At 71.0% G+C, this 18,838-nt stretch carries 17 protein-coding genes; 8 read left to right on the top strand and 9 right to left on the bottom strand.

Translation table 11 applies throughout. The features are described from left to right. Nucleotides 1–117: 117 nt before the first annotated feature. Nucleotides 118–1,635, bottom strand: a complete 1,518-nt coding sequence (dop, locus tag Van01_RS23455; RefSeq protein WP_373306287.1) for a depupylase/deamidase Dop — start codon at nt 1,633–1,635, stop codon at nt 118–120. Nucleotides 1,636–1,824: 189 nt separating this feature from the next. Continuing rightward, a complete protein-coding gene (gene arc / locus Van01_RS23460; protein WP_099845579.1) occupies nt 1,825–3,606 on the bottom strand; it encodes a proteasome ATPase in 1,782 nt (593 codons plus the stop codon). A gap of 178 nt (nt 3,607–3,784) precedes the next feature. On the opposite strand from arc, the gene Van01_RS23465 reads away from it, so the two are divergent. Continuing rightward, the gene (locus Van01_RS23465) at nt 3,785–4,078 is read left to right on the top strand and encodes a ferredoxin (RefSeq protein ID WP_204011669.1); all 294 of its coding nucleotides are present in this window, start codon (nt 3,785–3,787) and stop codon (nt 4,076–4,078) included. Nucleotides 4,079–4,121: 43 nt separating this feature from the next. Here the strand turns inward: Van01_RS23465 and Van01_RS23470 are convergent, their stop codons facing one another. The 3 genes from Van01_RS23470 to Van01_RS23480 all read right to left on the bottom strand — a co-directional run bounded on the left by Van01_RS23470 (nt 4,122) and on the right by Van01_RS23480 (nt 7,053). Then, nucleotides 4,122–4,694, bottom strand: a complete 573-nt coding sequence (locus tag Van01_RS23470) for a hypothetical protein (RefSeq protein ID WP_099845578.1) — start codon at nt 4,692–4,694, stop codon at nt 4,122–4,124. A gap of 176 nt (nt 4,695–4,870) precedes the next feature. Then, nucleotides 4,871–5,842 (bottom strand): tRNA (adenine-N1)-methyltransferase, encoded by a 972-nt coding sequence (locus Van01_RS23475; protein WP_239099255.1) that lies wholly within the window; start codon nt 5,840–5,842, stop codon nt 4,871–4,873. A gap of 47 nt (nt 5,843–5,889) precedes the next feature. Continuing rightward, entirely contained in the window at nt 5,890–7,053 is a 1,164-nt protein-coding gene (locus Van01_RS23480; RefSeq protein WP_204011584.1) for a M50 family metallopeptidase, read from the bottom strand. Between the two features lie 83 nt (nt 7,054–7,136). Here Van01_RS23480 and Van01_RS23485 point away from each other — a divergent pair, with 83 nt between their 5' ends. The 5 genes from Van01_RS23485 (at nt 7,137) to Van01_RS23505 (ending at nt 13,682) form a co-directional block, all read left to right on the top strand. Then, on the top strand, nt 7,137–8,051 hold the full coding sequence (locus Van01_RS23485) for a RecB family exonuclease (protein ID WP_204011587.1): 915 nt from the start codon (nt 7,137–7,139) through the stop codon (nt 8,049–8,051). 79 nt (nt 8,052–8,130) lie between these two features. Next, nucleotides 8,131–9,327 (top strand): sensor histidine kinase, encoded by a 1,197-nt coding sequence (locus Van01_RS23490; RefSeq protein ID WP_204011589.1) that lies wholly within the window; start codon nt 8,131–8,133, stop codon nt 9,325–9,327. 70 nt (nt 9,328–9,397) lie between these two features. Then, nucleotides 9,398–10,084, top strand: a complete 687-nt coding sequence (locus tag Van01_RS23495) for a response regulator (protein WP_204011591.1) — start codon at nt 9,398–9,400, stop codon at nt 10,082–10,084. 281 nt (nt 10,085–10,365) lie between these two features. Beyond that, nucleotides 10,366–11,133 carry an ABC transporter ATP-binding protein gene (locus Van01_RS23500; protein ID WP_204011592.1) on the top strand — a complete coding sequence of 256 codons (768 nt, stop codon included), beginning with the start codon at nt 10,366–10,368 and terminating at the stop codon, nt 11,131–11,133. Then, nucleotides 11,133–13,682 (top strand): ABC transporter permease, encoded by a 2,550-nt coding sequence (locus tag Van01_RS23505; RefSeq protein WP_204011593.1) that lies wholly within the window; start codon nt 11,133–11,135, stop codon nt 13,680–13,682. The genes Van01_RS23500 and Van01_RS23505 overlap by 1 nt, the downstream gene beginning before the upstream one ends. A gap of 64 nt (nt 13,683–13,746) precedes the next feature. Here the strand turns inward: Van01_RS23505 and Van01_RS23510 are convergent, their stop codons facing one another. Together Van01_RS23510 and Van01_RS23515 are read right to left on the bottom strand one after the other, a co-directional pair. Further along, on the bottom strand, nt 13,747–14,430 hold the full coding sequence (locus Van01_RS23510) for an HAD family hydrolase (protein ID WP_204011671.1): 684 nt from the start codon (nt 14,428–14,430) through the stop codon (nt 13,747–13,749). 101 nt (nt 14,431–14,531) lie between these two features. Further along, entirely contained in the window at nt 14,532–15,302 is a 771-nt protein-coding gene (locus tag Van01_RS23515) for a neutral zinc metallopeptidase (protein ID WP_204011672.1), read from the bottom strand. A gap of 301 nt (nt 15,303–15,603) precedes the next feature. Between Van01_RS23515 and Van01_RS23520 the strand changes: the two genes are divergently transcribed. Continuing rightward, nucleotides 15,604–15,993: a YciI family protein gene (locus tag Van01_RS23520; protein ID WP_239093854.1), complete on the top strand. Its 390-nt coding sequence runs from the start codon at nt 15,604–15,606 to the stop codon at nt 15,991–15,993. Then, on the top strand, nt 15,993–17,252 hold the full coding sequence (locus Van01_RS23525) for an RNA polymerase sigma factor (protein WP_204011595.1): 1,260 nt from the start codon (nt 15,993–15,995) through the stop codon (nt 17,250–17,252). The genes Van01_RS23520 and Van01_RS23525 overlap by 1 nt, the downstream gene beginning before the upstream one ends. Before the next feature lie 4 nt (nt 17,253–17,256). Here Van01_RS23525 and Van01_RS23530 read toward each other — a convergent pair whose 3' ends face one another. Further along, on the bottom strand, nt 17,257–18,096 hold the full coding sequence (locus tag Van01_RS23530; RefSeq protein ID WP_204011596.1) for a class I SAM-dependent methyltransferase: 840 nt from the start codon (nt 18,094–18,096) through the stop codon (nt 17,257–17,259). A gap of 101 nt (nt 18,097–18,197) precedes the next feature. Then, nucleotides 18,198–18,830 (bottom strand): HNH endonuclease family protein, encoded by a 633-nt coding sequence (locus Van01_RS23535; RefSeq protein WP_239099250.1) that lies wholly within the window; start codon nt 18,828–18,830, stop codon nt 18,198–18,200. Between the last annotated feature and the right edge of the window lie 8 nt (nt 18,831–18,838).

Here is an 18,838-nt window from a genome sequence, read left to right on the forward strand (position 1 = left end):
GTTGCCTCCTCCACGATCTCCCTGCGATGAACTTACCTCGCGGGAGCGACGAATCGTCCTCCGCGCGCCGGTACCGACCCGCGGAGGACGAACAGCTGACGGACGGGGACCTGTGGGTCAGCCGCCGGTCAGGGTCTCCAGCAGATCCTTGGCGCTGGCACAGCGGTCGAACAACTCTCCGACGTGCCGCCTGGTGCCACGTTCCGGCTCCATCATCGGCACCCGCACCAGCGACTCGCGGCCGACGTCGAAGATCACCGAATCCCAACTGGCGGCGACCACTTCGGAGGCGTACTGGGCCAGGCAGCGGCCCCGGAAGTAGGCCCGGGTGTCCTCCGGCGGCTCCGTCATCGCCGAGCGGCTCTCCTCGTCGCTGAGCAGCGTCTTCATCGACCCACGGGAGACCAACCGGTGGTAGAGGCCCTTCTCCGGGCGCACGTCGGAATACTGCAGGTCGACCAGCTGGAGCTTGTGCGATCCCCAGCCGAGCTTCTCCCGCTCCCGGTAGCCCTCCAGCAGCCGCAGCTTCGCCACCCAGTCCAGCTCGTCGGCGCAGAGCATCACGTCGCGCCCGAGCCGGTCGAGCACGTTCTCCCACCGGTCCAGCACGTCGGCGGTCTGCTCGTCGACGTCGTCGCCGTAGCGGTCGTCGACGAACGCCCGCACCCGCTCCAGGTAGGCCCACTGAACGTCCATGGCGGTCAGCCGGCGTCCGTCGCGCAGCCGCATCAGGTGTGACAGCGACGGGTCGTGGCTGACCGCGCGCAGTTCGCCGACGGGGTCGGCGATGCCGAGGTCCGGGCCGAGGGCCTTCTCCTCGATCATCGTGAGGATCAGCGCGGTGGTGCCCACCTTGAGGTATGTGGAGATCTCCGAGAGGTTCGCGTCGCCGATGATGACGTGCAGGCGGCGGTACTTGTCCGCGTCGGCGTGCGGTTCGTCACGGGTGTTGATGATCGGCCGTTTGAGGGTGGTCTCGAGACCGACCTCGACCTCGAAGAAGTCGGCGCGCTGGGAGATCTGGAAGCCGCTCTGGCCGCCGTCCTGGCCGATGCCGACGCGGCCGGCGCCGCAGACGATCTGCCGGGTCACGAAGAACGGCGTCAGGTACGCCACGATGTCGGCGAACGGCGTCTGCCGGCGCATGAGGTAGTTCTCGTGCGCGCCGTAGCTGGCTCCCTTGTTGTCGGTGTTGTTCTTGTAGAGGTGGATCGGTGCCGTGCCGGGGATCGTGGCGGCCCGCCGCGCCGCCTCCGCCATCACCCGCTCGCCCGCCTTGTCCCAGCGGACCACGTCGCGCGGGTTCGTCACCTCGGGGGTGGAGTACTCCGGGTGCGCGTGGTCGACGTAGAGCCGCGCCCCGTTGGTCAGGATCACGTTGGCCAGGCCGAGGTCCTCGTCGGCGAGCGCCTCGGCCGGGTCGTAGGCCGCGCCGGAGTAGGTGAAGCCGCGGGCGTCCCGCAGCGGTGACTCCTCCTCGTAGTCCCATCGCGCCCGGCCGCCGCGGTTCAGCTCCGGTCGGGCGCCGTAGGCGTTCACCACCTGCGAGGAGGTGACCATCGGGTTGGCGCCGGCCTGGCCGGGAACGGAGATGCCGTACTCGACCTCGGTGCCCATGATTCGTCTAACGCTCATCGACCTACCCGCTTCGTTTGCCCGACCGGTCCCCGTCATGTCGAGCGTAGTCGCCACTTCGCCAACCGGGGGCGTGGCGGTGGGGCGGGTCCGCCCCGGAGCCGAGGTGGCGTGCCCTGTGCGACGCGGTCCCGGCGTACGACGGGGCCCGCGACGCGTGGCGTCGCGGGCCCCGGTGGCGCGTACCGGTCAGAGGTACTGACCGGTGTTGCTCGCGGTCTCGATGGAGCGTCCGGCCTCGGCGCCCTTGCCGCCGGAGACGAGCGTACGGATGTAGACGATCCGCTCGCCCTTCTTGCCGGAGATGCGGGCCCAGTCGTCCGGGTTCGTGGTGTTGGGCAGGTCCTCGTTCTCGCGGAACTCGTCGACGCAGGCGTCGAGCAGGTGCTGCAGGCGCAGCCCCTTGCGACCGGAGGTGAGGAACTCCTTGATGGCCATCTTCTTGCCCCGGTCGACGATGTTCTGGATCATCGCGCCGGAGTTGAAGTCCTTGAAGTACAGGACTTCCTTGTCACCGTTGGCGTAGGTGACCTCGAGGAAGCGGTTCTCCTCCGTCTCCGAGTACATCCGTAGCACCACCGCGTCGATCATGGCGGCGACGGTGGCCTGCGGATCGCTGCCGTGTTCGGCCAGGTCGTCGGCGTGCAGCGGCAGGCCGGGGAGGATGTACTTGGAGAAGATGTCCTTGGCTGCCTCGGCGTCCGGACGCTCGATCTTGATCTTCACGTCGAGTCGTCCCGGGCGCAGGATCGCCGGGTCGATCATGTCTTCCCGGTTGGAGGCGCCGATGACGATGACGTTCTCCAGCCCCTCGACGCCGTCGATCTCGCTGAGCAGCTGCGGCACGATGGTGTTCTCCACGTCTGAGGAGACACCGGAGCCGCGGGTGCGGAAGACCGAGTCCATCTCGTCGAAGAAGACGATGACCGGCGTGCCTTCGCCGGCCTTCTCCCGGGCCCGCTGGAAGATCAGCCGGATGTGCCGCTCGGTCTCGCCGACGTACTTGTTGAGCAGCTCGGGGCCTTTGATGTTGAGGAAGAAGCTGGTGTGCCGCTCCTTGCCCTGCCGCTCGGCGATCTTCTTGGCGAGGGAGTTGGCGACCGCCTTGGCGATGAGCGTCTTACCGCAGCCCGGCGGGCCGTAGAGCAGGATGCCCTTCGGCGGGCGCAGCTGGTGCTCCCGGAACAGGTCTGCGTGCAGGAACGGCAGCTCCACCGCGTCGCGGATCTGCTCGATCTGGGAGTGCAGGCCGCCGATGTCGCTGTAGTCGACGTCCGGCACCTCCTCCAGCACGAGTTCCTCGACCTCGCTCTTGGGAATCCGCTCGTACGCGTACGCCGAGCGAGGTTCGATCATGAGCGAGTCGCCGGCCCGGATCGCACTGCCGATCAGGGTCTCGGCCAGGTGCACGATGCGTTCCTCGTCGGAGTGCGACACCACGAGCGCCCGGTCACCCGGTGCGCCTTCGGGGCCCGCGAGGATCTCCTTGAGCATGACCACCTCGCCGACCCGCTCGTAGCCGAACGCGTCGACGATGTTGAGCGCGTCGTTGAGCAGGACCTCCTGGCCGCGCTGCAGCTCACCCACGTCGAGCGAGGGTGAGACGGCGACGCGCAGTTTGCGACCGCCGGTGAAGACGTCGACAGTGCCGTCGTCGTGCCGGGCCAGGAAGACGCCGTAGCCACTTGGGGGTTGAGCGAGCCGGTCGATCTCCTCCTTGAGCGTCACGATCTGCGCGCGAGCTTCCTTGAGAGTGCTCACGAGCCGTTCGTTGTTCTCGGTCAGCCGCGCCAACTGCGCCTGGGTGGCGGCCAGCCGCTCTTCGAGCTGCCGGACGTGTCGGGGGCTCTCGGTCAACTTGCGCCGCACCAGAGCGAGTTCCTCTTGAAGGAACGCGACCTGCGTGGAGAGATCGTGGGCCTCCTTCTCCCACCGTGCGGCGCGCGAGTCCGCGTCGTCGCTGCGTGCCACGTCCCACCTCCCCGGGGGGCTTGAACGTTCTGACCTAACACTAGCCGCTATGAGCCCGATTCGGTCCTCCGCAACGCGCCTGTCACCGAAGCTTGATCGCCAAGGGTGGGTCGACGGGCGGGTACGGGCATTCGGGTACCGTCGAGGGGTGGGACGGGAGAACATGGGGGGTGCACCGGTGGCCGAGGTCGCGACCGACCAGCTGCAGGTCTGGGTCGACCAGGATCTGTGCACGGGCGACGGGCTGTGCGTGCAGTACGCGCCGGAGGTCTTCGAGTTCGACATCGACGGGTTGGCGTACGTCAAGGGCCCGGACGGTGAGCTGGTGCAGGCGCCGGGCGGCCGGGTGGACGTGCCGGAGCACCTGCGCCTTGAGGTGATCGACTCGGCGAAGGAGTGCCCCGGCGAGTGCATTCACGTCGTGCGCGGCAGCGACGGCGTCGAGGTCGCCGGCCCGGAGGCCGACGACTGATCCGGGAGCCCGGCTGATCCCGGGATGACCCGCCAGGCGGCCACTACAGCAACGGGCGGCCGACCACCGAGGCGACCAGCCGGGCGAACTCCTCCAACCGGGCGATCTGCCCGGCACCGCCGTCGTCGAGGGTCTTGCCGAAGCGCAGCGCGTCATGGCGCGGCCCGCCAGCGCTCTCCTCACTCGGCGGCGACTCGTCGAGCGAGGTCAACAGCAGGTAGACGTCGATGCTGTCGACCCGGATCTCGCCGTTGTCGTGGCGGAACAGCCGACGCCGGCAGCCGACCTCGGTGACCGAGGAGACCGGCACCACCCGCAGCGAGGAGGTCATCGAGCCCGGCGGCCCCTCCCCCGGCGGCACGTCCTCGCCGTGCCAGAGCACCAGGCGGCTGCCATCGCAGACGACGACCTCCTGCCACACGCCGTTGACCTCGTTGACGAAGCGTTCCAGGGTGAAGCCGAGCACCGACGCCCCGCGCAGGACGCCGCCGAGCGCCTCCAAGGCGACGTCGGGGTCGCGCAGGTAGGCCCGCGCCGCCGATTCGAGATCGGTGTACGGCGACCAGTCCGGAAAGACGGCCGGCAGGTCGCCACCGCCGAAGCCGGGACGGCTCATGCCGGCCCTCCGCTGCGCTGCAGGCCGACATGAGACACAAAGACGCTGAGTTGATGACTCGCTCGCTGACGCTCACTCATGCCGGCCCTCCGCTGCGCTGCGGACCGACATGAGACACAAAGGCGCTGAGTTGATGACTCGCTCGCTGACGCTCACTCATCGGATCACCTCCGCCGTCACGGCCTGTCCGTCTCCTGCGTCACCTCGGGTCGTGTCTGCTCGGCCGGCGCCTCGTGCGGCACCACTGTCGCCTGCCGGGCCGCCTCCGCCTCCCGGAGCGCCTGGCGGCGTTGCGCGTACGCCTCGGTGCCCTTGCTGGGCTTGCGCCGCCGTGGCGGGGCGGTGACTCCGGGGGCGAGCTTACGCGCGGAGACGAGGAACGCGGTGTGGGCGATCATCCGGTGGTCGGGGCGGACCGCCAGCCCTTCGGCGTGCCAGTCGCGGACAAGTGATTCCCAGGCTCGTGGCTCGGTCCAGCCGCCGCGCTCGCGCAGCGCCTCCACCAGCTCGGACAGCTGGGGGGTGGTGGCCACGTAGCCGATGAACACGCCGCCGGGCAGCAGCGCGCGTTCGACCATGTCGAGGTTCTCCCAGGGGGTGAGCATGTCCAGGATGATCCGGTCGAAACCGGTCTCGCGGCACCCGGCGACGTCACCGACGTGCAGGTGCCAGGCCGGGTGCGGGCCCTGGAAGAACGAGTCGACGTTGCGGCGGGCGATCTGGGCGAAGTCGTCGCGCAGCTCGTAGGAGTGCAGTTCACCTGTGGTGCCCACCGCGCGCAGCAGCGAGCAGCTCAACGCTCCGGAGCCGGCGCCGGCCTCGAGGACCTTGGCGCCGGGGAAGACGTCGCCCATCGCGACGATCTGCGCGGCGTCCTTGGGGTAGATCACCTGGGCGCCCCGGGGCATGGAGAGCACGTAGTCCGACAGCAGCGGGCGCAGCGCCAGGAACGCGGTGCCGCCACCGGAGGTGGTCACGACGCTGCCGTCGGGCAGGCCGATGAGTGTGTCGTGCGCCAGGATGCCGCGGTGGGTGTGGAACTCCTTGCCCGGCTCCAGGGTCACCGTGTGCATCCGCCCCTTGGGGTCGGTCAGCTGCACCCGGTCACCGGGCTGGAACGGCCCCCGCCGCACGGCGGGCGGCTCCACCTTCTCCTCGGGGAGGTCGCTGGCCGGGTGGGCGGAGTGGGTGACGGTCACGTGTTCATCTTCCGGTGAGGTTCGAGCAGTTGAGCCAGATCCGCGATGTGCAGAACGCCTACGACATCTTCGCCTGCCGTCACGACGTACTGTGCGCCCGGGTGGGCCTGCACGGTCTCCAGCACCTGTTCGCCGTCCGTGGTCACCGGGATGGCCGGCAGGTCGGCGAGGGTACGGGCGACCGCGTCCACGGCCAGCCAGGGCCGGCGGGCCTCGGGCACCGCCGCGGCGGCGGCCGGGTCGACCAGGGCCACCGGCCGGCCGGCGGTGTCGGTCACCAGCAGCGCGGCAACCTGGTGCGGCTCGGTGACCGGGTGGGCCTGTTCGGCGCGGCGCTGCGCCTCGGCCAGCGGGGTGCCGGTGGGTACCTGGTGCACCGGGCGGGCCAGGCTGGCCAGGTCGATGAGGGGGAGCCGCCGGCTGATCCGGGACATCCGGATCGACTGTCCGGCGCCGTGCCAGAGGGTGAGCGCGACAAGTGCGGTCAGCGGCAACGCCAGCAGGCTCAGCACGTCGATCGCGTAGAGCGCCGCCACCAGCAACGCGGTGCCGACGGCGAGGACTCTACCGGCCCACCCGGCCACCTCGGTGGCCCGGTGCCGGTCCCGGGTCAGTGCCCAGACCACCGCGCGCAACGCCCGCCCACCGTCGAGCGGTAGACCGGGCAGGATGTTGAACACCGCGACGATGACGTTGCTCGCCGCGAGCTGGAAGGCGAGCTGGTCGGCCACGGTGCGGTCGGGCAGGGCCAGCGTCGCGGCGACGGCGGCCGCGCCGAGCACCGCGGAGACGGCCGGTCCGGCCAGCGACACCAGCAGGTCCACCCGTGGGGAGGGGGCGTCGCGGTCCATCTCGGTGTACCCGCCGAGCAGTTCCAGGGTGATTCCGCGCACCCCGATGCCGAAGCGTCGGGCGGTGAGGGCGTGGCCGAGTTCGTGGGCGAGCACCGAGCCGAGCAGCGCGAGGACGAAGCCGGCGCCGACGAGGTAGCCGCCGAGCGGGGACAGTTGCAGCCGTTGGCCGGCCAGTTCGCCGTACAGGACCGTGATCAGCAGGGCGAGCAGGAGAATCGAGGCGTTCAGGTACAGCGGCACCCCGAGGATCCGGCCCACCCGCATGCCGGGACGCTGGCTGGCCCGTGGTCGCCTGCGCTGTTCCATCGGGCTGATGCTACGCGGCCGGAGATCACCTACCGGAATGGCGGCGGCCGGCCTGTCACACCGGTGGCCTAACCTTCCGGGGCATGACGGCGGATCCGGTGATCACTCAGCAGGCCCCGACCCCGACCGAGCTGCCGCCGACGGTGCGGGCCTCGCTGTCACCGTCGCGGGCGGCGGATTTCAAGACCTGTCCACTGCTCTACCGGTTCCGCAGCATCGACCGGCTGCCCGAGCGGCCCACCGTGGAGCAGGCGCGCGGCACGCTCGTGCACGCCGTGCTGGAGCGGCTGTTCGACCTGCCGTCGGCCGCCCGCACACCGGAGGCCGCAGGTGATCTCGTCGCCGGTCAGTGGGACCGCCTGGTCACCGAGCAGCCGGAGTTGGGCGGGCTGTTCCCCGAGGATGATCCCGCCGCCGCAGCGGAGTTCGTCCGCTCGGCGTCGGCCCTGCTCGGCGGCTACTTCGCGGTGGAGGATCCGCGCCGGCTGGAGCCGGCCGAGCGGGAGAGCCTGATCTCCGCCGTGGTCGACGACGAGCTGCTGATCCGTGGCTACCTCGACCGCCTCGACGTGGCTCCGGACGGCGCGCTGCGGGTGGTGGACTACAAGACCGGCGGCGCACCGCGGGAGGCGTTCGAGGCGCGGGCGTTGTTTCAGCTGAAGTTCTACGCGCTCGTGTTGTGGCGTACCCGTGGTGTGGTGCCCCGGGTGCTGCGTCTGCTCTATCTCAAGGACGCCGAGGTGTGTGACTACGCCCCGGACGCGGAGGAGCTGCTGCGGTTCGAGCGGACGGTGGTGGCGTTGTGGCGGGCGATCGAGCAGGCCACCGCCGCCCGGGATTTCCGGCCCCGGCCGAGCCGGCTCTGCGACTGGTGCAGCCATCAGGCGCGCTGCCCCAGCTTCGGCGGGACACCGCCGCCGTTTCCGGAGCCGGCGGCGGCGGCTGATCCGTTGCGGGACGCCCGGACCTCCCCGGTGCCACCGGGCGCGGACGAGTAGCCACTCTCCTTCCCGGGGATGAGGGCCGAGTCACCACACAAGACGATCTTTCGGCGGCGTGGGCGGCTAGCGTCGTGGCGTGGGTAATGCGCTGAGGGAGTGGCTGCGTCGCAATCCGCTGGCCGGTGACGCGCTGCTGGCCGTCGGCCTGATCCTGGGGGAGGTCGTGTTCACCCTGCTCACGCCCCGAGAGTTCTGGCCACGGCCGCTGCCGGCGGCGCTGGGGTGGAGCGTGTTGTGCGCGGCGCCTGTCGTGCTGCGCCGGGTGGCGCCGTGGCCGGCGCTGCTGGCCGCGTTGGCGACGCTGCTACTGCCCGTCCTCATGTCGGTGGCGCCGACCACCCAGAGCCTCACCTTCGTGGTGCTCACCTACACGATGGCCGCCTACCGTCCGGTGCGTCCGGCGGTGGTCGCGGCGGTGGGGTTGTGGCTTCCGGTGGCCGTGGCGAACACGCTGGTGCCGCCGGAGGGCATCCCTCAGGTCAGTACGGCGTTCCTGATCGCGAACAACATCCTGGTGGGGATCGTGTCGTTCTCGGTCGGCCGGACGGTGCACGCCCGGCGCTCGTCCACGGAGGCGTTGCGGGAACGGGCCCGGGTGGCCGAGGCGAATCAGCGGGCGCTTGCGGAGCAGGCGGTCGCGGACGAGCGGCGCCGGATCGCCCGGGAGTTGCACGACGTGGTGGCCCACCATGTCAGCGTGATGGGGGTGTTGGCGACCGGGGTACGGCGGGTGCTGCGCCGAGACCCGGACGGCGCCGACGAGGCGATGGCCACCATCGAGGAGACCAGCCGGGCGACCCTGCGGGAACTACGTCGGCTGCTCGACGTGCTGCGTACCGAGGCCGAGCCGGCTGTGGAGTTGGCGCCGCAACCGGGCATCTCCGGCATCGAGGCGCTCACCGACCAGGTCCGGGAGGCCGGGTTGCCTGTGACGTTGACGGTGACCGGTACACCGGGGCAGTTGGAGGAGGGGGTGGCGTTGACCGTGTACCGGATCGTGCAGGAGGCGCTGACCAACGCCCTCAAGCACGCCGGTACGGCGACCGCGCAGGTGCGGGTCGGTTTCGCTGGCGACGCGGTGGAGGTCGAGGTCACCGACACCGGTCGCGGGCCGTCACCGGACACCGATCGGATCGGACACGGCCTGGTCGGGATGCGGGAACGGGTCGGCCTCTACGGTGGGATCCTGCGCATCGGCGCGCGGACCGGCGGTGGTTACCGGGTGTACGCCCGGATTCCGGTCGAGCCCCTACCGGAAGCGAGCCGTCGGTGAGGCGGGCCTCCGGACGCGAGCGGTCGGTGAGGCGGGCGTGGTGAGCGGTACAGCCGACAGGGAGGACCAGATGGTCGATTCGACGGGCCGGGACCGGCCGGTGCGGATTCTGCTCGCCGACGACCAGCCGTTGCTGCGTACCGGCTTCCGAATGGTCCTCGGCGCGGAGGCCGATCTGGACATCGTGGCGGAGGCGGGCGACGGGGTGGAGGCGGTGGAACTGTCCCGTCGGTTGTTGCCGGACGTGGTGTTGATGGACATTCGGATGCCGCGGATGGACGGGGTGAGCGCCACCCGGGCGATCGTGGACGCCCGGTTGCCGGTGCGGGTGCTCATTCTGACCACCTTCGATCTGGACGAGTACGTCGTGGGGGCGCTGCGGGCCGGGGCGAGCGGCTTTCTGGCCAAGGACGTGCCGGCGGAGGATCTGGTCACCGCGATCCACACGGTGGCCGCCGGTGACGCGGTGGTGGCGCCGCGGATCCTGCGTCGGCTGCTGGACCGGTTCGCCGACGTGCTGCCGGACCCGGCCGCGACGCCGCCGAAGGCGCTGGGCGCGTTGACCGAACGGGAGCGGGAAGTGCTCGTGCAGGTCGCCCGCGGGTTGTCGAACGCTGAGATCGCCCGGGCGCTGTCGGTCAGCGAGACCACCATCAAGACGCACGTCGGACATGTGTTGACCAAGCTGGGGCTACGCGACCGGGTGCAGGCGGTGGTGTTGGCGTACGAATCGGGCCTGGTCCGACCTGGGGCGTAACGCGGGCGTTGCATCCGTCACCTACCGTGACGGCCTGCGGTGGAAATCGGTTGACCCTCACGCGGCGGCAACGTCCAGGATGACCGTGACCACCGGCTGCCGGATGACCACCGGTGCCGGGGTCGGGGACAACCCTGACTTCGGTTGGGGGGTACCCGCAGCCGGAAATCCGCTCCGCCTCCGCCCGGAGTCGGACGGATCGGCGGTGGGCAGCACAGATGATGGACTCGCACCGGACCAGCGGGGGCGGTGCGAGCAGACTCGACGGAGAGGTACGTGACGTGACCGCTACGACAGGCCAGCCGGCATCGGCCGCAGCCCGGGCGAGCGATGTGTGGAAGGTGTACGGCAGCGGCGAGGCTCAGGTCATCGCCCTGCGGGGGGTCAGCGCGGAGTTCGAGCGCGGACGGTTCACAGCGATCATGGGCCCGTCGGGTTCCGGCAAGTCGACGTTGATGCACTGCCTGGCCGGGTTGGACTCGGTGACCCGGGGGACGGTGGCGATCGGCGAGACCACAGTGACCGGGCTCGGTGACGCGGGTCTGACGAAGCTGCGCCGCGACAAGGTCGGCTTCATCTTCCAGCAGTTCAACCTGTTGCCGACGTTGACCGCCAAGGAGAACATCCTGCTCCCGCTGTCGATCGCCGGGCGCAAGCCGGACCCGGCCTGGTACGACGTGGTGATCGACACGGTGGGCCTGCGGGACCGCCTGGGCCACCGGCCGGCGCAGTTGTCCGGCGGTCAGCAGCAGCGGGTGGCGTGTGCTCGCGCCCTGGTCGCCCGCCCCGAGGTGATCTTCGCCGACGAGCCGACAGGTAACCTCGACTCGCGCTCCGGCGCGGAGGTGTTGAACTTCCTGCGCGACTCGGTACGCCAGCACGGGCAGACCATCGTCATGGTCACCCACGATCCGACGGCCGCCGCGTACGCCGACCGGGTGGTGTTCCTCGCCGACGGGCAGATCGTCTCGGAGTTGATCGAGCCGACCGCCGACACGGTGCTGGACACGATGAAGAAGCTGGACACGCCTGCCGAGGTGGCCGGCTGATGTTCCGGGCAACCCTGAAGAGTCTGCTGGCCCGCAAGGTCCGGCTGATCCTGTCCGGCCTGGCCGTGGTGCTCGGCGTCATGTTCGTCTCCGGTGCCTTCGTCCTCACCGACACCCTGGGCCGCTCCTTCGATTCGCTGTTCGCCGACGCGTACGCCGAGGTCGACGTGAACGTGGCCGCCAAGCCGAAGTTGGCACTCGGCGAGATGGAGGGCGAGCAGCTGGCCAGCCCGTTCCCGGCCGCCGCCCTGGAGCGGGTGCGCGCGGTGGACGGGGTGGCTGAGGCCACAGGTGTGGTCGTCGCCGACGGGGCCCGACTGATCGGCAGCAACGGCAAGGCCGTCACCTCGTTCGGGCCGCCGCAGTTGGGCGGGAACTGGACAGGTGAGAGCGACCTGGTGCGGCTGCGGGAGGGTCGGGAGCCGCAGGCCGACGACGAGATCGTGATCAACAAGGGGTTGGCGGACGCCGGCCGGGTGGCGCTCGGCGACCGGGTGGGCGTGCTCACCCTGGAGCCGCGCAAGGATTTCACCATCGTCGGCATCTTCGGCTACAGCGGCGACCGGGACTCCCTGGGCGGCACCAACGAGGTCATGTTCACCACCCCGGTGGCGCAGCAGCTGATGCTCGGTGAACAGGACACGTTCAGCAACATCGTGGTCACCGCCGCCGCCGGCGTCTCCGACGACACGTTGCGCGACTCGGTGGCCGCCGCGATGGGCGACGACTTCGTGGTCAAGACCGGCGAGCAGCTCTCCGCCGACGCCGCCGCCGGCCTGAAGGAGGGGCTGTCCTTCTTCAACCGGATCCTGCTCGGCTTCGCTGCGGTCGCCCTGCTGGTCGGCACGTTCCTGATCCTCAACACGTTCTCGATCATCGTGGCGCAGCGCACCCGGGAGCTGGCGTTGCTCCGGGCGGTCGGGGCCAGCGGCAAGCAGATCATCGGCTCGGTGGTGCTGGAGGCGGTTGCCGTCGGCTTGATCGCCTCGGTGTTCGGCCTGGCCGCCGGCATCGGCATCGGCGCGCTGCTGGCGTACCTGTTCGGCAACCTCGCCGGTGGTCTGGCCCTGGCCGGGGTGGCAGTGCCGGCGTCGGCGGTGATCGGCGCGTTCGGTGTCGGTCTGGTGATCACGGTGCTGGCGGCGCTGCTGCCGGCGCTGCGGGCCGCGCGGATTCCACCGATCGCGGCGATGCAGGACGTGGCGACGCCGGATCGGCCACTGACCAAGGTGACAGTCGGTGGTGCGCTGGTCACCGCGATCGGTGCCACCCTGCTCTTCCTCGGCCTGGGCGGGCATGCGGGTGACAGCACGCTGGCCACCATCCTCGGTGGCGTGCTGTTCTCGTTCATCGGTGTCGCGCTGTTGACGCCGCTGATCAGCCGACCGGTGGTGGCGGCGCTGGGCACTGTCTTCTCCGGCTGGGTGCCGGGCAAGCTGGGCCGGCTCAACTCCGGTCGCAACCCGCGCCGTACCGCGATCACCGCCGCCGCGCTGATGGTGGGCATCGCCCTGGTCACCGGCATCACGGTGATCCTGGATTCGGCCAAGAGCAGCATCAGCGGCCTGGCGCAGGACAGCATCAGCGCCGAGCTGGTGATCGCCGGGGCGCAGTCCGGTCCACGCCCGCCGACGTTCGACCCGGCGGTGCTGGACGAGGCGAAGGCCATTCCGGGGGTCCGCCTCGTCGACGGCGAGTACGGCGACATGGCGCTTGTCGGCGGTGAACGCACCTGGGTCGGTGCCAGCAGCGAACCGAGCGCGCTCACGCAGATGTTCGGTCTCACCGCCACGGCTGGCGACATCGACCGGCTGGGGCCGGGCCAGATGCTTGTCAGCTCCGACGCGGCGGAGTCGCGTGGCCTGTCGGTCGGCGCCACGGTGCCTGTGCAACTGGCCCGTGGTGAGGAACGCACCTACACGGTCACCGGCATCTACGAGAGCACCCCGCTGTTCGGTGGCGTGACGTTGCCGGCCGAGGCGGCGCGTGACTTCTCCATCCCGCAGCCCATCCAGGGCTACATCCAGTTGGAGTCGGGGGTCCGGGCGGCCGACGTGCTGCCCCGGGTGGAGGCGCTGCTGACGGACAGCCCTGAGGTGTCGGTGGCCGATCGGGACGCGTTCATCGAGCAGCAGGCCGGACAACTCGACGGGCTGCTCCAGATGATCCAGATCCTGCTGGCGCTGGCCATCGTGATCGCGGTGCTCGGCATCATCAACACCCTCGCCCTGTCGGTGCTGGAGCGGACCCGGGAGCTGGGTCTGCTGCGTGCCATCGGCCTGCGCCGGTCGCAGACCATGGGGATGATCACCGTGGAGGCGGTGGTGATCTCGGTGTTCGGTGCGCTGCTCGGCGTCGTGGTCGGTGCCGGCCTGGGTGCCGCGGTGGTGGAGGCCCTGCGCGACGAGGGCATCACCAAGCTGGTCCTGCCGTGGGGCCAGATGGGTGTCTTCCTCGGCCTGGCCGCGATCATCGGCGTGGTCGCGGCGGTGCTGCCGGCGATCCGGGCCGCCCGGATCAACGTGCTGGGCGCCATCGCCCACGACTGAGAACCGAACGAGGGGCCCCTGCCACCGTGCGGTGGCAGGGGCCCCTCGCTGTGCGTCGAGCGGGTCAGCCGGGGCGGACCGGGTGGCGGGCGGGGGCGGGGTCGGGCGGGGTGCGGGGCAGCAGCCCGGCCAGCAGCTCCAGGTCCGCCAGGAGCAGGCTCTCCAACTGGTGTACGCCGTCGGTGGGCGCGAGCGGCACCTCGGCCGGCACGGCCAGCACGGCGGCACCGGCGGCTACCGCACTGGCCACGCCGGTCGCCGAGTCCTCGATCGCCACGCACCTGTCGATCGGCACCCCGAGCAGCCGGGCGGCCGTCAGGTACGGCTCCGGGTGCGGCTTCGTCGAGTCGACCTCGTCACCGCAGACCACCACGTCGAAGCTGTCGCGACCGAGGGTGTCCAGCGCGATCTCGACAAGTGCCCGGCCGCTGGAGGTGACCAGGGCGGTCGGGATCTCCGCCTGCCGGACCGCGCCGAGCAGCGCCAGCGCCCCGGGCCGCCACTGCAACCCGGTGCGGAACAGCTCCAGAATCCGCGCGTTGATCCACTCCGCGCTGGTCAGCGGATCCCGGTGCGGCTGTCCCAGGTCGTCGTGCAGGATCCGCATCGAGTCGGCCATGCCCGTGCCGATGATCGCCCGACGGGCCTCGGTCGACAGGGTGCCGCCGTAGCGGTGCGCGAGTTCGGCCAACGCGACGTCCCACAACCGTTCGCTGTCGACCAGGGTGCCGTCCATGTCGAAGAGCACGGCGGCCGGACGGATGCTGCTCACCGGATCCTCCTCGGGCTCGGGTAACCGGTGAATCCTGCCAGCCGCCGGTGGTTCGGCGCTCGACGTAGTGACCTTTCTCAACCCAGGTCGCAGGCGTCCAGGGACCGCTCGTACCCGCGGAAGAACGCCTCGGACCGCTGCTCGGGGGTGCCGTGCGAGCCCTCGGCGAACCACGGTTGACCGGAGTCGTCGCCGACGGCCAGCAGCCCCTCGTTGAACTCGTCGAGGTCACCCTCCTCCAGGGTGAGCCGGCCGGCCCGCACCGAGTCGCCGAGGAACGCCCCGGCCATGCAGTCGGCCTGCAACTCCTGCTGGATGGTGAAGTTGTAGCGGATGCCCAGCCGGGTCTGGATGCCGTGCGCGTACTCGTGGCCGAGCAGGTAGAACACGAACGCGTCACCGATCTGCCGGAAGGCCCCGAAGGACCAGTTGATGTCGTACGCGATGTAGTCGCTGACGGTGCAGTAGACAGCGTTGTTGCGGGGCACCTCCTGGCCGCCGCAGGAGACCTCACCGTCGCGCTGGTACGGGATGACCCGCCGGACCGGCCGGAAGGTCTGTCCCGACGCCTCGAACTGGTCGGCCCAGTACAGCTCGGCCAGCCGCTGCGCGTCGGCCACGTCCTGCCGGAACTCCTCCACGGTGTCGGTGCCGTCGGCCCGGGTCACCTCGGCCGTCGGTTCGGCCGGTGCCCGCTGCCCGGTCGGGTCCGCCGGTCCGTCCACCGGCTCCACCATGCAGGCGGCTGCTGCCACCAACGCCACCGCCAGGCCGGCGAGCCTTCCCCGGCGTCGCCCTCGCCCACCTGCCGCCACCGTGCTCCTCCCGCCTCGACGTCGCCGATCCAGTACCCCGACGGTACGACCGTCACGCCCGTTGCCGTCAGGTACGCCTTACCGCCCCGTCCGGTTCAGTCGCCGGCCTTTCACGGCGTGTTCGAGGAGGCTCGCCCGGATGGGCGGAGTCCCGGCCGGCGTCCTGCGCACCGCGGCGCGGCCGGTGGCAGTACGGCGTGGCCTCCGCGAACACGTTCTAAGGTCGACACCGGGTGCGGTGGTCCGTGTCCGGAACGGACGTCCGGCTCCGACGTCCCTGATGAACCGGCACCGAGAGGGTGGCGGACGCGAGAGGGAGACACCCGTGAAATACATGATCATGTTGTACGGCTCGCAGCGGGACTACGACGCGATGGCCGGGCACAGCTCCGACCGGCCGGCGATGACCGCCGAGCAGGTGGCCGCGATGCACGCGCACATGGGCAAGGTGCACCAGGACCTCGCCGACGCCGGTGAACTGGTGGACGCGCAGGGTCTGACCGCGCCGGTGCACGCCCGCCGGGTCCAGCTCCGCGACGGCGCTCCCATGGTCACCGATGGGCCGTACCCGGAGACGCAGGAGGTTCTCGCCGGGTACACGGTGGTCGAGTGCGCCAGCTTCGACCGGGCCGCCGAGATCGCCGCCACCCTGGTCAACCCGGACAACCCCGGGGAGTACGTCGATGTCCGGCCGATCGCCGAGGGCATCGACGAACTCGCCTGATGGACGAACCGAGCGTCGAGGACCTGCTGCGCCGGCTGGTGCCGCAGGTTCTCGGCGCGCTGGTACGCCGTTACGGGCATTTCGACACCGCCGAGGACGCCACCCAGGAGGCGCTGATCGCGGCGGCCACCGGCTGGCCCCGTGACGGTGTACCGGCGAATCCCCGCGCCTGGTTGATCACGGTGGCGTCCCGACGGCTCACCGATCTGCTCCGCGCCGAGCAGGCCCGACGGCACCGGGAGGACGTCGTCGGGCGGCGGGTGCTGGCCGAGTGGCGGCTGCCACCGTCAGGTGACCGGGTGGCGGACTCCGACGACACGCTGATCCTGCTGTTCCTGTGCTGCCATCCGTCGCTGCCCCCGGCCACGCAGATCGCGCTGACCCTACGGGCGGTGGGCGGGTTGAGCACTGCCGAGGTGGCCCGGGCGTTCCTGGTGCCGGAGCAGACCATGACCCGGCGGATCACCCGGGGCAAGCAGCGGATCCGGGACAGTGGGCTGCCGTTCGCGATGCCCGCGCCGGCCGAGGTCCCGGCGCGCCTCACGGCCGTGCTCCGGGTGCTCTACCTGATCTTCAACGAGGGGTACGCGAGCACCTTCGGGCCGGGGCTGCTCCGCGCCGACCTGTGCGCCGAGGCGATCCGACTGACCCGGCTGCTGCGTCGGCTGCTGCCCGACGCCGAGGAGGTGACCGGACTGCTGGCGTTGCTGCTGCTCACCGACGCCCGCGCGCCGGCGCGCACCGGTCCGCACGGCGAACTGGTGCCGATGGCCGAACAGGACCGTGCCCGCTGGCGGGCCGACCAGATCACCGAGGGCACGGCGCTCGTGATCGAGGCGCTGCACCGGGGACGACCCGGCCCGTACCAGGTCCAGGCCGCCATCGCCGCCCTGCACGACGAGGCGCCCGGCCCGGACGAGACCGACTGGCCGCAGATCGTCGCGCTGTACGAGGTGCTGACGGCGATGGACGCCAACCCGCTTGTCGCGTTGAACCACGCCGTCGCGGTGGCCATGACTGACGGTCCGGACGCGGGACTGGCGCTTGTCGACAAGGTCGCCGCCGACGGGCGGCTGTCCCGGGATCCGAGGTTGGCCGCCGTACGCGCGCATCTGCTGGAACGGCGCGGCGAGGCCGCGGCGGCCCGGGTCGCGTACCGGACGGCCGCCGCGCAGGCCACCAACCTGGCGCAGCAGCGTTACCTCAACGCCCGCGCCGACCGCCTCCCCGGCGACTCACCGCCGGCAGCCACAACGTGACAGGTCAGGCGTCCGGCGGGCCGGCCGGAACCGCCACGGTGATCCGGATCTCGGTGGTCAGGCGCAGGCCGCCACCCGGTGCGCGCGCGGCGGCCAGCGCCTCGGCGGCGTCGGCCGTCGCCGCGGGCAGCCGGTCCTGCGGCAGGTGCCGCAGCAGGGCCCGTCCGCCGTGCGACCACATCCAGCGCATCCAGTGGTCGACGTCGTCGAACCGGCTCTCGACCCGGTGCTCGACGATCGAGGTGACGGCGAGGCCCGCGCCGTCCATGGTGGCGCTTATCGCCTGCTCGTCGTCGAACGGACCCGCCGGGCGGGTGGGTCGTGCCTGGTCCGCCGGCAGGTGTGCGGCCAGGGCGTCGGTGGCGGCGACGAAGGCCGGATCCTGGACCCCGAAGGTGCTGATCACCAGGCGACCCGACGGGCGCAGCAGCCGGGCGTACGCCCGCAGTGCCTGCCGGGGCTGCGGGAGCAGGAAGACGACGAGCCCGGCCAGGACGGCGTCGAAGCTGCCCGGCGGAAAGTCCGGCTGCTGCGCGTCGTCGACCCGGACGTCGACGTGGGTCAGGCCGGCGCGCGTGACGTCCTCGGCGGTGAGGGCGACCATGGCGGGCGCGAGGTCGATACCTGTGACGTGCCCGGTGGGCCCGGTGGCCTGCGCGGCCGGGAAGAGGACCGCGCCGCGGCCACACCCGACGTCCAGCACCCGCTCACCGGGCCGGATGTCGGCGCGTCGGACGAGCTCGGCGCCGAACGGGCCGAAGAAGGACACGCCGGTGCGGTCGTAGCTCGCCGCCGCCTGTTCGAACACCTCGGCGGCCCCGGTGGGCCGGGCGCTGCCGGTCATCGACGTCTCCCTTGAGCAGGTCGGAGACAAGAAGCCTAACGGGAGCGGGACGTCGTCGACGCCCCGCCCCCGTCACCGGTGCCGCGCTGACGGACGGGATCTCAGCAGGTGTTGAGCATGCTGCTCAGCGCCGACTTCTCCGCACTGTTGACGGTGAGGCCGTAGTACCACTTCACCTGGATCCAGGCGCGGGCGTAGGTGCAGTGGAACGCCGCGCGCGGAGGCTTCCAGGCGGCCGGGTCCTTGTCGCCCTTCGACGAGTTGACGGTGCCGGTGACCGCCCACAGTTCCGGCCCGCCCAGGTCGTTGGCGTAGGTCTGACGCCGCGCCGTGGTCCAGGACCAGGCTCCGGACCGCCACGCCTCGGCCAGCGGTACCACGTGGTCGATGGAGATCTCGGCCGGGTTCGTGCGGGTCACCCCGTCGTACGGGCTGTACCAGGACCCGGACGTGGGATAGCAACTGGAGTCGACGACGACGTTGCTGCCGTCGCGTTTGAGCACCTGCTCCCGGGTGTTGCAGGTGCCGGTGACCGTGATCCAGTGCGGGAACAGGTCACGGTTGTAGCTGGACTGGTGGGACTCGGCCGCGACGGTGAGCGAGTTCAGCCGGCTCACCGCCGTGCTGTACGAGGGGATGTTGGGCGGCGTCGCGTGAGCCGCGGGCGGGACGAGGACGACAGACAGGACGACGGCGACCATCGAGACGATGGCGGCCCTGCGTAGGTGAGCCACGGGGCGAC

The organism is Micromonospora andamanensis (assembly GCF_016863495.1).
Lineage (GTDB): Bacteria > Actinomycetota > Actinomycetes > Mycobacteriales > Micromonosporaceae > Micromonospora > Micromonospora andamanensis.

Coding starts and splice junctions, on each gene's coding strand:
- dop (WP_373306287.1), bottom strand. CDS start 1,635: ATGAGCGTTAGACGAATCATGGGCACCGAGGTCGAGTACGGCATCTCC.
- Van01_RS23470 (WP_099845578.1), bottom strand. CDS start 4,694: ATGAGCCGTCCCGGCTTCGGCGGTGGCGACCTGCCGGCCGTCTTTCCG.
- Van01_RS23480 (WP_204011584.1), bottom strand. CDS start 7,053: ATGGAACAGCGCAGGCGACCACGGGCCAGCCAGCGTCCCGGCATGCGG.
- Van01_RS23485 (WP_204011587.1), top strand. CDS start 7,137: ATGACGGCGGATCCGGTGATCACTCAGCAGGCCCCGACCCCGACCGAG.
- Van01_RS23495 (WP_204011591.1), top strand. CDS start 9,398: ATGGTCGATTCGACGGGCCGGGACCGGCCGGTGCGGATTCTGCTCGCC.
- Van01_RS23505 (WP_204011593.1), top strand. CDS start 11,133: ATGTTCCGGGCAACCCTGAAGAGTCTGCTGGCCCGCAAGGTCCGGCTG.
- Van01_RS23520 (WP_239093854.1), top strand. CDS start 15,604: ATGATCATGTTGTACGGCTCGCAGCGGGACTACGACGCGATGGCCGGG.
- Van01_RS23525 (WP_204011595.1), top strand. CDS start 15,993: ATGGACGAACCGAGCGTCGAGGACCTGCTGCGCCGGCTGGTGCCGCAG.
- Van01_RS23530 (WP_204011596.1), bottom strand. CDS start 18,096: ATGACCGGCAGCGCCCGGCCCACCGGGGCCGCCGAGGTGTTCGAACAG.